11 protein-coding genes are annotated in these 15,173 nt (G+C 60.3%); 6 read left to right on the top strand and 5 right to left on the bottom strand.

Annotated elements, in window-relative coordinates; all coding sequences use genetic code 11:
• The first annotated feature begins 101 nt into the window (after positions 1-101).
• Both ACT53S_RS21710 and ACT53S_RS21705 read left to right on the top strand, forming a co-directional pair.
• On the top strand, positions 102-1,535 hold the full coding sequence (locus ACT53S_RS21710) for a hypothetical protein (RefSeq protein ID WP_476068554.1): 1,434 nt from the start codon (positions 102-104) through the stop codon (positions 1,533-1,535).
• 2 nt (positions 1,536-1,537) lie between these two features.
• On the top strand, positions 1,538-3,037 hold the full coding sequence (locus ACT53S_RS21705; RefSeq protein WP_476068553.1) for an oligosaccharide flippase family protein: 1,500 nt from the start codon (positions 1,538-1,540) through the stop codon (positions 3,035-3,037).
• Positions 3,038-3,063: 26 nt separating this feature from the next.
• Here the strand turns inward: ACT53S_RS21705 and ACT53S_RS21700 are convergent, their stop codons facing one another.
• From ACT53S_RS21700 to ACT53S_RS21680, 5 genes are all read right to left on the bottom strand, one after another.
• Complete coding sequence (locus ACT53S_RS21700) at positions 3,064-3,774, bottom strand: glycosyltransferase family 25 protein (RefSeq protein WP_476068552.1); 711 nt, start codon at positions 3,772-3,774, stop codon at positions 3,064-3,066.
• An 89-nt stretch (positions 3,775-3,863) separates the two neighbouring features.
• The gene (locus tag ACT53S_RS21695) at positions 3,864-5,660 is read right to left on the bottom strand and encodes an alpha/beta fold hydrolase (protein ID WP_476068551.1); all 1,797 of its coding nucleotides are present in this window, start codon (positions 5,658-5,660) and stop codon (positions 3,864-3,866) included.
• The gene (locus tag ACT53S_RS21690; RefSeq protein ID WP_476068550.1) at positions 5,657-6,562 is read right to left on the bottom strand and encodes a glycosyltransferase family 2 protein; all 906 of its coding nucleotides are present in this window, start codon (positions 6,560-6,562) and stop codon (positions 5,657-5,659) included. Before ACT53S_RS21690 ends, ACT53S_RS21695 begins: the two co-directional genes overlap by 4 nt.
• 38 nt (positions 6,563-6,600) lie before the next feature.
• Positions 6,601-7,491 (bottom strand): glycosyltransferase family 2 protein, encoded by an 891-nt coding sequence (locus tag ACT53S_RS21685; RefSeq protein ID WP_476068549.1) that lies wholly within the window; start codon positions 7,489-7,491, stop codon positions 6,601-6,603.
• 95 nt (positions 7,492-7,586) lie between these two features.
• Complete coding sequence (locus ACT53S_RS21680) at positions 7,587-8,558, bottom strand: NAD-dependent epimerase/dehydratase family protein (RefSeq protein ID WP_476068548.1); 972 nt, start codon at positions 8,556-8,558, stop codon at positions 7,587-7,589.
• A gap of 561 nt (positions 8,559-9,119) precedes the next feature.
• Between ACT53S_RS21680 and ACT53S_RS21675 the strand changes: the two genes are divergently transcribed.
• The 4 genes from ACT53S_RS21675 (at position 9,120) to ACT53S_RS21660 (ending at position 15,161) form a co-directional block, all read left to right on the top strand.
• On the top strand, positions 9,120-10,214 hold the full coding sequence (locus tag ACT53S_RS21675; RefSeq protein WP_476068600.1) for a glycosyltransferase: 1,095 nt from the start codon (positions 9,120-9,122) through the stop codon (positions 10,212-10,214).
• Positions 10,211-11,353, top strand: a complete 1,143-nt coding sequence (locus ACT53S_RS21670; protein WP_476068547.1) for a glycosyltransferase family 4 protein — start codon at positions 10,211-10,213, stop codon at positions 11,351-11,353. Before ACT53S_RS21675 ends, ACT53S_RS21670 begins: the two co-directional genes overlap by 4 nt.
• Before the next feature lie 85 nt (positions 11,354-11,438).
• Positions 11,439-13,616, top strand: coding sequence for an exopolysaccharide transport family protein (locus ACT53S_RS21665; protein WP_476068546.1), 2,178 nt, complete (start codon positions 11,439-11,441; stop codon positions 13,614-13,616).
• A 306-nt stretch (positions 13,617-13,922) separates the two neighbouring features.
• A complete protein-coding gene (locus ACT53S_RS21660) occupies positions 13,923-15,161 on the top strand; it encodes a glycosyltransferase family 4 protein (RefSeq protein ID WP_476068545.1) in 1,239 nt (412 codons plus the stop codon).
• Positions 15,162-15,173: the final 12 nt, after the last annotated feature.

Raw genomic sequence — 15,173 nt, 5'->3', positions numbered from 1 at the left:
CACTAAAAGTTTAAGTAAAGATTCACGGCACTATGGTTTGGTCGGTCCCTGGCGGGATGCGCGGAATGCTTCCACCTGTGTCGGGCCAGCGAGAGAGCGACATGGAGTTCGTATCCATCATTCTGTTCTGGGTGCTGCTTTTCGCGGCGGTCGCCAGCCGTGGTCCGTTCATATTCTATCTCTTGTTCGCCTCCATGGCGTTCGGCTCCTTTGCCGTCATTCCGCCCGTGCTGACCAAGGGGCTGAGCTTCACCCCACCCCCCATCATCGCCCTGGTGATCATCTTCATCTATGCCGGTGGCAAAAACGGCCTGTCGCGTATGCTCGGCATCGCCCTTCGCCCGTCGCAATGCCTGTTGCTGACCCTTTTCTGGATCGTCGCGATCTGGGCGACGCTGTTCATGCCGCGGATTTTCGCTGGGATGGTCACCATCATCCCGATGCGCCTTGAGGAGGCGACGAACGGGGAACCCCTCTATCCCACGCCACAAAACATCTCGCAGATGCTGTATCTGTCAATCTCGGTGATCACCGTGTTTGCCTGCGCTTTGGCTTTCAAGGCTCCCCAGATCCGCCAGCATGTCCTGGCTGCTCTGTGCGTCGGGGGAGCCATGGTCGTTCTGACGGGACTGCTCGACCTCGCGGGTCTTGGACCCTATCTCGACATGTTTCGTACGGCGACCTACGTCTATCTGACGGATGTGGAGATCGCCAACGTAAAGCGCGTCGTCGGGCTGATGCCGGAAGCCTCCGCCTTCGGATCCCTGGCGGTCGGCTTCCTGACGGCGATCTATTTCCTTCGCCGCGCCATTACGCGTCCCTGGCTGCGCCTGATCGGCGCGCCTTTCCTAATCGTGCTGCTTGCGGTTTTTGCCCTGCTCTCCACATCATCGGCGGCTTATGGCGGCCTGGCCGTCTTCGGTTGCGTGGCAGCGGCAGAATGGCTTTGGCGATTGCTGATGTATGAAAAAGGAAGCCGGGCGCGCGAAGGCCTGGTCCTGGAATTCTGGGCGCTGGTGCTCGCACTGGGTGCAATCTACCTGCTTGCTCTTTTCAACCCCAGCATCTTCGATCCGTTTGTGCGGCTGGTGGACACGATCATCTTCCAAAAGACTTCGTCCGATTCCTTCGAGGAACGGAGCATGTGGACCGCGGTGTCGCTCAAGGCACTGATCGACACCTGGGGCTTAGGCGTCGGAATGGGAGCGACGCGTGCATCGAACGGACTGGTCGCCGTTTTCAGCAACACCGGTATTGTCGGCGGCCTCCTTTATTATGGCTTCATGCTGCAAACTTATTTGCGCCGCGCGCGTCCCGGCGACATTGAGGGCGCCGCGGTCCTTACCGCCGTGCGCTTCTACCTTCCACCCGTGCTGCTCATGGGCATTCTTGCCGGTACCTCTGCCGATTTCGGCATCATGAACGCCTGCATCTACGGGCTGGCTGCGGCGACGGCTCTCGATGCACCTCTTCGGGCGCCGACCAGGCCGATTTCTCCGCACAGACGACCAACGACCAATCGAAGGACGGCCTGATCGTGGAACCGAAAGCGGCCCCCCTGACCGATAGGACGATCCATGCCGGTCTCTGGACGATCGGTGCCCGCCTCGCATCGCGGGTCATGGACTTTCTCACCCTTCTGGTGTTGGCGCGTTTTCTGGGCCCCGCCGATTTCGGACTGGTGGCGACCGCGATGACGCTGATTTTAATCGTCGAGGCCGTATTGGAATTGCCGCTCTCCTCTGCGCTGATCCGCCTGCCCGATATCACCGACCGCGCTCTGTCTACGGCTTTTACGCTCGGTTTCCTGCGCGGACTGATGGTGGCGGGCTTGATGGCGGCGCTGTCCTGGCCGGTTGCGCAGCTGTACGGAGACGAAAGGCTGATCCATCTCGTGATCGTCCTGGCACTCGCCCCGGCCATGCGCGGGCTGATCAGTCCGGCGATGGTCCTGTTCGAAAAAGCCTTGGACTTCCGACGCAAAAGCGTACTCGAATTGCTCGGGAAAGCCCTCGCGGCGGTCGTCGCGATCACTTTCGCCATCACGACGGGCAGCTATTGGGCAATCGCGGCCGGCACGGTGATGACGCCCGCCGTGATGATGTTGGCCTCTTACGTGATGGCGCCGATGCGGCCGCGCCTGACCCTGGCTGACTGGCCACTTTTTTCGGATCTCGTCGGCTGGAATTTCGTCTCACAGACCATCGCTGCGGTAAACTGGCAGATCGACCGGATCCTCTTGCCGCGCTTTATCGAAGTGGCGTCCTTCGGCCGCTTCGCAGCAGTCAACGACATTTCGGCCCTGCCTTATCAGGCCATAGCCGCGCCAGCAGCGGCGCCGTTAATGGCCGCCTTTGCCTCCGCGCAGGAGAAAGATCGACTTCACGACGCCTATCTCAGCAGCAGCGCCGGTCTCATTCTTCTGCTGATGCCCATTTTCGTCTTCATGGCCGTTCTGTCTGGGCCGGTCATTCTGGTGCTTCTGGGACCGGAATGGGTCGAGGCCTCCCCCATTTTGGCTGGCCTCGCGATCGCCAGTCTGCTGAGCGTGCCCGCAATTCCCATGTCGCCCCTGGTCATGGTGCTCGGCAGATCGCGCAGCCTGGCCGTTCGGTCCGGCATCGAGTTCGCTGTGCGCATCCCTCTTTGCATTTTCGGCGTCGTCTTCTTCGGTGCGGCGGGCGCCGTGGTGGCACGCGCCGGGGCCTCCCTCGCGGTCACCCTGTCGTCGCTCGCACTGGTGCGCTCCGTCGCCGGACTTGATTTCGCGTCTCAGATCAAGGTGACGGTCCGACCGATCCTGGCTGTCATCCCGAGTGTGATCGTACTGCTGCTTTGCGACCGACTTTTAGATTTCGAAGCACACCTGTACGTGTCCTTCTTCGCGTCCGGCATGCTGTTTTGTCTCACTTACGCAATCTGTGTCTATGGTCTTTGGGTGCAAGCAGGACGCCCGGCCGGTGTCGAGGCGATAGCGCTCCAATTTGCCGGCAGGCTGTTCTCGCGCGTCCGCTCACGGACGGAACCGGATGCTTGAGATGCACTCGCCCCGCTGTCACGCATTCAGTGACGCAGATTGAAAGCCATCTTTCGAAGCTTCTCGCCCACCCGAAACGCGATCAGATCAAAACGCCACGCAACCCGCGAAGCACCATGCGTTTTGCGGTCGGATTCGAGATTGGACGGAACGGCTTTCTCCACCGCCGGAAACGGGAAAACACTGACTGGCGGAAGATTGTGCCGCCAGAAGCGGCCGAGCTCGTCATCTATCGGCAGATCGATCGAAGCGATGGAATTGAGCAAGGCTGCAGCCCCAGCCTTGCTGATCAGATAGGCCTGCATCCCATAAGGATCGGTCTTGTACTGGATCAATTGCCGAAAACCGCTCAGCATGCCGATCACCCGTGCCGGCTTGTACATCTTCGCGAACAGGCGCACGCATTTGAGGTCTCTCTGCTCAGCGGCATCGATCACCTCCGTGAGATCGAAAGCCGGGTCGAGCCACACATCGTCTTCGAGAATGAGGAGCCAAGGGGTAGCCCCCTCGCGCACGAAAGCCTGCATGACCGCATAGTGGCTTTTGAAGCAACCGATCTCGCTGGCACCCAATTGTCGGCCATAGCGCGCGATCTGCCGCTCCGGACTGCTCGTCAGGCCAGAGACATCGCTGTCGGCCTTGAGCGCATCGAAAAACCGCCACGCCGCATCGTCCCGACCTTGCAGGTTCTGCGACACGGCGCTTCGACGATCCACTGCGTCGGCGAGGCTGATCACCACGATTTCATACCTGGCGGTCATGCCAGTTCTCCTGTCACCTGGTCATCGGCAATACGGTGCCGAGTTATGGCCAATGATCTCGCCATTTAACTGGGCTGCGTCTCGGATGGCGTTTCGATGTGTTCTGCGAAGTGCCGGCGCAAAAACTCGAGAACTCTGTCCGTCACCTCGCTCCGCGCCGCAAGCGGCGTGAGGTTGTGGTCAGCCCCCTCGACGGTCTGAACATCGACATTCGGATGCGCAGATAGCTTGGCAAACCCGTTGCCCGCCCATGCGGCAAGGTCGTTCAGTCCGGGGTCTCCTGCGCTGTAGAGCAGAAATAGCGGTGTGTTTCTCGAGGTGAGTGCGCAATGGCGTTCCCGCACGGTCTTCTCGAAGCGAAAATGCTGTGAACGGTTGCGAAGCACCGGTGCGAGCGCCCGATCGACCTTCGTCCAGATGACGGACGAGACTTTGCGCAGGATCGTTGCCAACGGGATCTGCCCGGACACCAGACGCTTGAACTGCTCCTCCCGTGTCAGCGTCACACGCGGCACCACCTTCAGGAAATCCTCATCCGGCTCCCAATGGAATTTTCGCATATTGATCAGCACGGAGGCCGCGACCCGGTCGTCGGCGACAGCCGACAGGAACGCGGGATAGCCTCCGCTGCAACGTCCGAGAAGCACGACATGCTCGACCCCGGCCTTTGACACCATCCAGTCGATCGCACACCGGACATCGTCATTGGCGCGCAGCGAATACATGACGGGCTGCCGCTGTCCCGGCCAAAGAGGGCTTTCGCCGATGCCGGCATGATCGATCCGCATCGCCGCATAGCCCTGTCGTGCCAGAATGCGGGCCAGATCGACCGCAAAACGTCCCCACCCGATCGAATGATCAGCACCGGCATTGAGGAGCAGGACCCCAACCTTGGGAGCACGGTGAGTGGCCGGGGTCGTCAGGGCACCGAAGAACATGTCCGCCGGCCCGAAACGAACCAGCGTTTCCGCATATCCATCGCCGTCAATGTGGGCTTCCGTCTCGATCGCAAGAGCAGGTGTCCGGGAAGGGTCTGTGACCGGAAAATTCTGCCTGATCCAATCCAGAACCGTGTCCAGTGTCTTTCGCGGCACGGAACCGAAAATCGGACTGGAAACGTAATCGGCGTGCTCTTTGAAATCGATGTCATCGACGTCCAGGCCGTGGCTTGCGAGTTCTTCCGCAAGCCTGACATCTCCAGCATTCTCGGGACGCCTTGCGAGCAAGACCTTCTGCACGACGGCGGGCAGAGTTCCGAGCGGCTTCAATTGGCGAACTTCCGCAACCGTGGCTGCAGACATGACGAAGCCGGCCGACATGAAGCCTTCCGGGGGACCATCGGCAGACGTGACGTGGAATTCCGCCTTGGTCATCGCTGTCCATGCCGCAATCTCGCGCAGATGGCTGCGTCCTTGCGAAGCCGGTGCAAGTAGTACCAGCCCGGCGACCGGCCTCTCCTGTGCGAGGTCGGCGGCCAGCAAGCCGCCCAAACCCTGTCCGAGGACAATGATCCGCCGTGCCTGGGTGAGGTTGCGGAGTTGGTCATAGGCTTTGCAGGCCGCCTTCCGCCAGGCATGCTCGTCATCGATCTCGGCGCTGGCAAGTGCCGAGTGTCCGGTTCCCGGGAGGTCGAAACGCAGGCAGGGATAGCCCAGCTCGGCAAGATCTTCGCCGAGAAGGCGATAGGTCATGCGGGAGCAGAGCTCCTCGAACCCCCACGGGGAAATCAGGAGGATGGCCGTATCACCCGATGCTGCATGATACATGCCGGCAAGCCTGTCGAAACTGACCGGCCGGGCGCGCTTTCCCGGGAGCGCGAGGGTCTCCGTCTGGTCCAGATCGGTTGACGCGACATGCATCATGCCATCTGCTCCACTTTGTTGGACCCCTCTCGTCGAGCGGCAAGCCGTGCCTCGCGCTTGCCGCCTATGTAACCTTCGACGCGCCCCGCAGTGACGTTTGCATAATAGACAGCCCTCGCCCAGTTCAATCGCAGCAGCGACAACGCCATGCCACCGATCGAGCGAATGATGTAACTTGCAAAGAACCGCAGAGAGTAGCCATGGCGGCCGAGGACATATCCCATCCCCCGGGCATAACCGCGCGCCTTCTTCCGCATCCGGCCGTCCGGAGTAAACACGTTCAGTTCCGGATGATGGGCGAAGAGCGCGGGATCGTACCAGCCGCGATATCCGCGGGCAATCATGCGCAGGACGATGTCCTGCCCTTCGTTTGCCTGCCATGGCGTCGAGGCGCCGACGCCGACATCCTCATCGAACCCGGACACGCCCTCGAATGCGGCCCTCGTGAAGAAAAGCATCCACTCGATCTGCGTCGAAAAAACGTTTGCTGCAGAAACTGATTGCGCCTGTTGCGCATAACGCCCGTTGATGTCGCGTCCATTCTCGTCCGCTGCACGGCCGCAGACGATATCGACACCCTTTTCGACAAACAGTGCGAGAACATCGTCGAGAAGGCGTGGAGGATAACTGCAATCGTCATCGGGGAAACACACATAGTCGCCCTCAGCCAGTTGGAAGCCGAGATTGCGTCCCCGGCTTGCCCCGCGAACTCCCGGCACGTGCCGATATTTCAAGGTAAAGGGCGTGTTCAGCACCCCAATCGCCTCGGCCAGCCGGTCATCGTCATTCTGGTCGACAATGATGAGTTCAAAGTCCCGACATGTCTGTGCATCAATCGTACGGATGAATTCCAGCACATCCGCCGGGCGCCCAAGGGTCGATATGATCAGCGAGAATTTCATCGGCATCCCTTCCTTCGGCCCGTTCGAACGCTTCACAGTCACAGGTCCAGTATTTTTTTCGGATCGAGCCTGCCGGCCACGAGATCCTTCAGCGCCAGAATATTGCCCGAAAGGCGTCCCCGCCGATCCACCCAGGGCTCCGGCTTGAGGCTCTTGAACAGATTGGCGCAGAGGTTGCGGATATTGCCGTCCCAGACCTGAAAAAGGGTCATATTGCCCTTGCGCTGGATATAGATCCGGTTAGCGATCTGCGAGTAGCCGAGGCGCCGGCCAGGGCTGCGACCCGCCTTCTTGGTGCCGAGATGAACCCCGCGCAACTGGCTGGCCTCCACCACGGTTCCGTGAACCGCCATCTGCCGGGAAAAATCGACATCTTCAAGCCAGGCATAGAGCGGCAGATTCTCGTCGAAACGAATGCCATGGCGAAGCGCCGGTGCGAGACGGATCGCCATGTTGCATCCATAGCCATTGAACGTCGGCTTCACAGAAGGGGGCCCGCGATACCTGTCGCGCGCCAGGATCGCCTGCCCCTCCTCGATTTCGAGCCCCGGCCCCAGCGCTCCATCTGCGATCACGTAGCCGGTCGCGACCGCAATCTTCGGGTCGGCCAGGAACAGGGTCTCGACTTCGGCGAGATAAGAGGCAGAAGGCAGGAAGTCGTCATCGAAGAAAACCATGACATCCGCCGTCGATGCCCTGATCATGGCATTGCGCTGGTGGGACGAACCGACCGCGCTATCGATCACTCGTACCACGCCGTCATAATGGCGCAGCCCTTCCGGATCGATATCCTCGGGACGTGCCGGCGAGACGAGAAACTCGTCAGGCTTGCGGCTCTGGTTGTTCATGAAGGCAAGGGTCTGCGTGAGGATATCCCGTCGTCCTGCTGTCGCGATGGCGACGGCCAGCGTAAGTTTGTCCTTCCCCATGGCCATTTTCCCCGACGCGGTCTCTCCCGCCAATCTACTCTGCACACCAATTCCGAGTTGCGGGCAGAACCCGTCTTCGTCAACGACGCGACACTTCAAACAAACTGCCCGCCGCTTGCCGTATTCCACCGCTCGATGGCCGAAGGCAGCCTGCCCGCGCTGGCAAGCCCCACCGAGGAAAGCCACCCTGGCACAACATCTGTCGATTTCACCAGTTTCGTCACGCGATCCGGATGGATACCAAGCCCCATGGCCGAAAACGGCTTCAAGACGGCGGCGGCCGCGCTCACCACACCGCGCGGCACCATGAAGGTTCGAACACCCTGCATATGATCCCTGCGAAAGGTCTCGACGATCTCCTCGAGCGTATAGCGATCGGGATAACAGCCATTGAACAAAACGAACCGTTCTGGCCGATCGACGGCAAACTGCAGAGCTTCAAGGAGATCATCCACATAGAAGCAGGCCTTGATCGTGTCCTTGCGACCCGGATAGACGAAGAAGCCTTTCTTCAGCAGGGTTGCCATGCGGGTGAAATTGCCGCCTTCCCCAGGTCCGAAAATCACGGCCGGCCGGCAGATGACCAGACGGCGGCCGGCATCCTCTTCCAGCCAGGCCATCTGGATGCGCTCGGCCATGTACTTGGACCAGCCATAAGGAGAAACCGGCGCAGGCGGCGTCGTCTCGCTTTTCGTTTCCTCTCCCGGTCCGTAGACGGAAATCGAACTGGTAAACACGATCTCCCCGATCCCAAGCCGCCGCGCGAAAGCGACGATGGCGTTCGCACCGAGAATATTGGTTTCATAATATTCGTGGTCAGGATGCCCCGGGGTCGTATGAATGGCCGCGAGATTGTAGATCCGGTCGATCGGCATACCAGGATCGAAACCGGAGAGGTCCCGCACGTCGCCCTGAAGATAGACGACCCCGGCAAGGCGGGTGCGCGGAGACTGGATATCCACCGACACGACGCGATGCCCTTCGCCCGAAAGACGCGCGACCAGACGCGTTCCAATGAAACCGGAACCGCCGAAAACCAGGACGTTCTTCAAACCTGCGTCTTGCATACACTATGCCTTCCTGCGTCAGATGTCGGATGCAAGTGCATCCGGAATTTTAGGCATCATGACCGGGCCTGGACCCATTAAGGTCACACGTCTCACGAGGCCGCACGGCACGCCTCCTGAAGAGTCTCGGCCACGGCCCGCGAAAGCGGCGACGACGGGGATAAAATCCGCCTTTGGTGTAATTTCTGTATGAATCCGGGATCTTTGCGACCGAAAACGACGGAAATGGTTAATCCACCGTCTCAGATCGCGGCCCGTCAAAGCAGCGAAAGAAGAGAAACAAGGTGAATCTGTACAACCTGACCCTCTTGAGGAATACCGGGAGCCGCGCTCGGGCCGATAGGAGACATTAACCAAATTTGTCTTTTCCAATCGCATCGGTCCCGGATTCATACAGAAATTACACGAGCACCCCTTTTCTTGTGGCAATGCTGGTCTTGTTCTTCACGCTTTTCAGATATTCGCAGCTGCTATGACTGATCGGTCTCGTCATGTGGACGCACAACCACTTCCGTGGAGTTTCTCTTGAAGGTCGCCCTGGTACATTATTGGCTCGTCGGCATGCGAGGAGGAGAGAAGGTCCTGGAGGCCTTCTGCGACCTTTTTCCTGATGCCGACATTTTCACACTGGTCGCAGATCCGGAGCGCTTGTCGCCAAAAATCCGGAGGCATCGCATCACCACATCGTTTCTGCAGAAAATTGGCGGGCGCAGGCATTATCAGAAGATGTTGCCGCTGATGCCCCATGCTTTGGAATCGCTCGATCTTACGGCCTATGATCTGGTGATTTCCAGCGAAGCCGGCCCGGCCAAGGGGGTCATCACCCGTCCGGACGCTCTGCACATTTGCTACTGCCATTCGCCGATGCGCTACGTGTGGGACCTTTATCCGCAATACATGGCCGAATCCGGCCTCTTGGCTCGGGCCGTGCTGTTCATGGCAGCACCCGGCCTGCGGCAGTGGGACGTGACCACATCCCATCGGGTTGATCACTTCATTGCCAACTCCGGTTATGTCGCAAAACGCATCAACAAGTTCTATCGCCGCAATGCGGAGGTTATCCACCCACCGGTTGAGGTCAGTCGCTTCAAGATCTCCGATGGCCCGAAAGACTTCTATCTCTGCGCGGGCCAAATCACGCCTTACAAGAAGATCGAGCTCGCCGTGGCCGCCTGCACGCGCCTGAACCTGCCGCTGGTGGTCATCGGTGACGGCGCCAGCGCTAGGCTCAAGCAGTCGGCGGGGCCGACAGTGCGTTTCCTGGGTGCCGTGTCGGATGCGGAGATGGAGCGCTGCTTCTCCAACTGTCGCGCCCTCATCTATCCGGGCGTGGAGGATTTCGGCATCGTCCCGCTCGAAGTCATGGCGAGCGGCCGGCCGGTCATCGCCTTCGCCCGAGGTGGAGCCCTGGAAACCGTTCTGGATGGAAAGACCGGCATATTCTTCCACGAGCAGACCGTCGATGCCCTGTGCGCGGCCCTCACCCGCTTCGAGGCGGACAGCAGCATGTTTGAGCCTGCTGTTCTGCGCGCCCATGCCACGAGCTTCGAACCCGAGCGTTTTCGCGCTGAGCTGAAGACGTCGATAGACGACTGCATCGCCCGGCAGAATCGCAAAGCTCCGATGGAACCGCAGGTTTGGGACAAGAGCGCTTGAAACCGATCGTCTTCAACGGCAAGTTTCTGACGGTCTCTCCGACCGGCGTTCACCGCGTCGCCGAAGAACTGATCCGCGCATTCGAACGCCTCATGGTCAATCACGGCGATGCTGCAAAGCTTCCCGAGATGTCGGTGGTCGCCCCCACGACAGCAACGCGCACGCCGTCCTTTTCGCAGATCCGCTTGAACAAGCAGGGTTTCGCCAGCGGCCTCCCGCGAGAGTACCCCTGGGAACAGATAAACCTTCCCTGGCTCGCCCGCGGCGCCACCTTGGTGAATCTTTGCAACATGGGACCTCTCTTGCACGGTGATTCCCTCACCATGATCCATGATGCCCAGGTCTACTTGACCCCCGCCTCCTATTCGCTGAGCTTCAGGTTGTGGTACCGACTGGTCCAGCCGCTGCTGGGCCGCACCAACCGCCAGATCCTCACGGTATCAGAATACTCGAAGCAGCAACTCGTTCACTATGGCGTCGCCCCTGCAGAGAAGATCACCGTCCTTTACAACGGGTGCGATCATGTCCTCGCCCGCACCCCGGTCGATGGGTTCGTTAACGCCAGTGGCCTTAAGGAAGGGCGTTATGTGCTCGCCCTCTCGAGCACCCAGTCACACAAGAACATCCGTGTTCTGTTCCAAGCATTCGCCGACGAGAGACTTTCGCATCTGACCCTTGTCTTGTTCGGCGCCGCCGGCAAGTCGACCTTCGAGGATCTCGGCTTCGCAGTGCCACCCAATGTGCATTTCGTCGGTCGGATCGACGATGGCGAACTCGCCGCCCTTATGACCCATGCATTGGCCTTTGCTTGCCCTTCGACGACCGAAGGTTTCGGTCTACCGCCGCTCGAAGCCATGATCCTGGGTTGCCCCGCAATCATCGCCCCCTGTGGCGCCCTACCGGAAGTGTGCGGTGATGCCGCTTTACGTGCCGACCCACATAACCCCGATCAGTGGGTGGAGAAGATCACCAGCCTCGCAGCAGATCCCGACCTGTACGCCACCTTGCGGGAAAGCGGGCGTCGTCAGGCCAGCCTTTTCACCTGGGATGCCGCTGCGCGCAAGCTCGCAGGCATACTCGGCCTGACAGCGCTCGATCATCCGGCAGGCGTATCCCAGAACAACCTGCAATCACGGTAAACAATATCTTAAGACATCGCCAATAGGCTGCGCTCGGATCACCGGTTAATCCGGATAACCAGCCAACCAATGAGCGGCACGTCGCATGGTCGAGACCTCGATCCCAACTGTGGAACGCGAAGAAACGGACGATCGAGGAGCGATCCCGCAGATCGACCTCGCACATTTCTTCTCCGTGCTGCGCGGGGGCATCATCGGGATCCTCGCAACCACGATGCTTTTCGCAGCGGCTGCCGTCGTCTTCTCGCTGGTGCTGAAGAACTATTACATCTCGACCGTCAGCATTCTCGTCGACCCCGAAGGCTCGCGTGTCGTCGAGGGCGAACTCTATGGTGACAACCGGGCAACCGAAGCCCGGACCATGAACCAGCAATACATCCTGACGTCGGTAAGGGTGCTCGGAGCAGTGGTTGAGTCCCAGTCCCTCGCCGACGACCCTGAATTCGGAGCGGCAAAGCCATACGAGGCTGATCGTGCCAAGCGAGCCCAGCGGGCCCTGGACGCCCTGCGCGCGGCGATCGTCGCCGATCTCAACAAAGCCAGTTTCGTCATTGATCTCTCGGTCACGACCCACGATCCGGCGAAGTCGGCGCGCATCGCGAATGCCATCGCAGATACATATATTCAGACCCGCATTCAAATGAACAACGGCGTCGTCCGCCAGGCGACGACGGATCTTTCCGCGCAGCTCGCGAGCCTGGAGAAAGCGGTGGAGGACGGCGACCGGGCCGTTCAGGCTTACAAGGCCGAACACAACATCATCGATGTCGGGGGGCGCCCGACGGCAGAGCAGCAGATTGCCGAGACAAATACGGAAATCACCCGCATTTCCGGCACGATCGCCGAAAATGATGCGCTGATGTCGGAACTGAAGCTGGCAAGATCCAATCCGGAATACCTCCGGTACACGCCGGACTCCTCGCTCACGCCGGCGATTATCGAGCTGCGCACCCGCTACCATGCAGCACTGGAGCAGCAGTCGGTGCTGCAGTCCTCCTTCGGCGATCGTCATCCTGCCCTTCAGAGCGCACGCGCTCGCACCCAGGCCGTATCGGCCTTGTTGAATACACAGCTCAGGGATTTCGAGACATCCCTGGCCCGCAACGGGGAAAAGCTGAAAAGCCAACGTCAGCTGTTGCAGAAGAACCTCGCGAACCTCAAAGCCAGTCTGAACGAGTCGGACAAATCGATGGTTCAGCTACGCGAACTGGAGCGTAAGCTCGCCAGCGACCGCCTCGTCTACGAAGCGTTCCTGCTGCGGACCCGCCAATTGTCCGGTCAGGAGCGCACGGTCAGCGAAAATCCACAGATCATCTCTCCCGGACAGGTGCCCCTGACCAAGTCTGGCCCGCGCCGCTCCCTGATCGTTGCCGGTGCGACAATCCTGGGTTTCATGGTCGGTTGCGGCATTGCGCTCGCGCGCGACATACGGCCAACGGTCGGTACCGGCACTGCACCTGCACACACGTGGTCCGCTCCGGAAGCGTCCGCTTCAACAAACCCGGAGCAAAAGCGCCGCCGTAGGTTCTGGGGTTGGTTCCGGCACAAGCCGGCCGAAATGCCGGATCCCTCTGCCGACAACGACAGTCCCGAACCGGAAGCGTATCCCCTCGTCGTCAAGAACCGCCGGCCGCGGGTAACCGGGCCTGTCGAAGATGCAGACGACCTCTACGCGACCGCGATCCGTCGGCTGGTTCACCAGGCCTCCGATCAGCCGAACCACTGCACCGTGCTCTACGCGTCTCAACAGCACCGCAATGGCCATCGCACCGTCCTGAACCTGGGCAAGGCTCTCGCGGCTGCAGGCAAGAATGTTCTCCTCGTGGACTCCGACAACGAGGCCGGCCTGACGCGCCAGATGGGCGCGGTCGGCAAGGCGGGGTTGCTCGACGCCATAGCCCTGCAGCGCATCGAAAGCGATTTCGTTCACCCGGACCGGACACCCGGCCTCTGGTTGATGCCTTCCGGGCGCCGCTCTCCCCGCATTTCGACCAGAGGTGTCCACACGGCGGAGACCCTTGCCGACTGGCTGCGAGAAGATGGCCTTCGGTTCGATCTGGTCCTTGTCTATGCGGGACGCTGGAGCACCCAAAAGACCGGAGCAGCCGTCAGTGACGCCGCCGACAGCTTCGCCGTCATCGGCAACTGGTTCAATCGCAAGGACGCCGAAGACACCCTATCTTTGCTCGAACAGGGCGGATTGACGCCTGCCATGGCTCTGCTTCTCGATGAAGAGGCCGAAGACCTGCCACGTGCCGGATGACGACACGAACCGTGCGGATTGCATCGCGTTAGGGCGATCTTAAGCCTGTATGAAAAATGCCGCACAAGTCGAAGTTGATTTCGTGCTCGACGCTCAGCCTCTTATCAGTATCGAGAGGAAATCCGGCTAAGCCTGTCGTCGATTGCGTATGGGCGCATTGTCTTCCGGTCCGTAGACCGAGGTGTTGCGGCATTGAGAGGCATGATCAGGGGAGACAGAGGTGAGCGCAGGCCTATCGCAGGAGAGCGGATATCGCCCGAATGCAAACTTCCCAGGCTCACTGTTGCAGGGGAGGACCGCCAAGTCGTGACTGAGCGGATCGAGCGCGTCGTCATCGTCAACGACTTCTCTGTCGCTCGCGGCGGGGCGACCACGCTCGTCCTTCTGCTCCTGAGGCTTTTGCGCGCCCGCTCGATTCCCGTCACGATGATCGTCGGCGACGACGGAGAGAACCCGCTTTTCTCTGAACTCGGGGCCGACATCGTCAGTCTCGGCCACAAGGAACTGCTGAAGGGCAACCCCCTGAAAACAGTCGTCAACGGCATCCATAACACCTCGGCGAGCGAGCTCCTCAGAGACTGGATCGAAGTCAACGACACGTCGGGCACCGTCTATCACGTGCATACCTGGTCTCAAATCCTGTCGCCGGCGATCTTCCGGCCGCTGCGCCGAGTCGCAGAACGCACGGTGATCCACGCCCACGATTCGTTTCACGCCTGCCCCAACGGCGCTTACATGAACTATCACCGGGAGACGCAGTGCATGCTGGTCCCCCTGAGCAAGGACTGTCTCACCACCCATTGCGATCGCCGCTCCTATGCCCATAAGCTCTGGCGTTCCGTCCGACAGGCACGTCTATTCTCCGCCATGGGCACGGATGTTCCATGGGCGAAATTCCTGCTGATCCACGAGAAGATGACGAATGGCTTCCTGCGCGCCGGTTATCGGCGCGAGGACCTGCTCGCCGTTCGGAATCCGGCCGCACCTTTTGTCGACCATCGCGTTCCCGTCGAGGACAATGGCAGCTATTTCTTCATCGGCCGCCTGGAGCAGGAAAAGGGCCCGCAGGATGCCCTGGCCGCAGCAAGGCGTGCAGGTGTGATGTTGGAAGTCATCGGGGACGGTCCGTTGCGGGAAACGTTGGCGGCACACTATCCCGAGATGATCTTCCACGGCTGGCGCCGACCTGAGGAGATCGGTGATCTGATCGTGAACGCGCGTGCCCTGGTCATTCCGTCCCGGCTGCCCGAGCCGTTCGGTTTGGTCGCCGTGGAAGCGGCCGCAAGCGGCATCCCCCTGGTTCTGACTGAAATGGCTTTGCTGGCCGATGAGGTGACCGGGGAGGAAATCGGCCTGACCTGCAACACGCAGGACACCGACGCTTTTGCTGCCGTCCTTCGCAAGATGGCTGCAATGGATCGGGAGGAGATCAGGCGCATGAGCGAGAAAGCCTATTCCCGTGCTATTTCGATGGCCAACACACCCGAAGGATGGGCCGACGCGCTAACCCGGATCTATGCCAACATCCTGACGAAAGGGATGTGACCGCCCGCGCAG

It is taken from the genome of Allorhizobium sp. DMC15 (genome assembly GCF_056314065.1).
This window is presented reverse-complemented; position numbering and strand designations above follow the sequence as displayed.

Bases quoted from the DNA above. Each gene is read 5' to 3' on its own strand.
- ACT53S_RS21710 (WP_476068554.1), top strand. From the start codon at position 102: ATGGAGTTCGTATCCATCATTCTGTTCTGGGTGCTGCTTTTCGCGGCG.
- ACT53S_RS21695 (WP_476068551.1), bottom strand. From the start codon at position 5,660: ATGATGCATGTCGCGTCAACCGATCTGGACCAGACGGAGACCCTCGCG.
- ACT53S_RS21690 (WP_476068550.1), bottom strand. From the start codon at position 6,562: ATGAAATTCTCGCTGATCATATCGACCCTTGGGCGCCCGGCGGATGTG.
- ACT53S_RS21685 (WP_476068549.1), bottom strand. From the start codon at position 7,491: ATGGGGAAGGACAAACTTACGCTGGCCGTCGCCATCGCGACAGCAGGA.
- ACT53S_RS21680 (WP_476068548.1), bottom strand. From the start codon at position 8,558: ATGCAAGACGCAGGTTTGAAGAACGTCCTGGTTTTCGGCGGTTCCGGT.
- ACT53S_RS21675 (WP_476068600.1), top strand. From the start codon at position 9,120: ATGCGAGGAGGAGAGAAGGTCCTGGAGGCCTTCTGCGACCTTTTTCCT.
- ACT53S_RS21665 (WP_476068546.1), top strand. From the start codon at position 11,439: ATGGTCGAGACCTCGATCCCAACTGTGGAACGCGAAGAAACGGACGAT.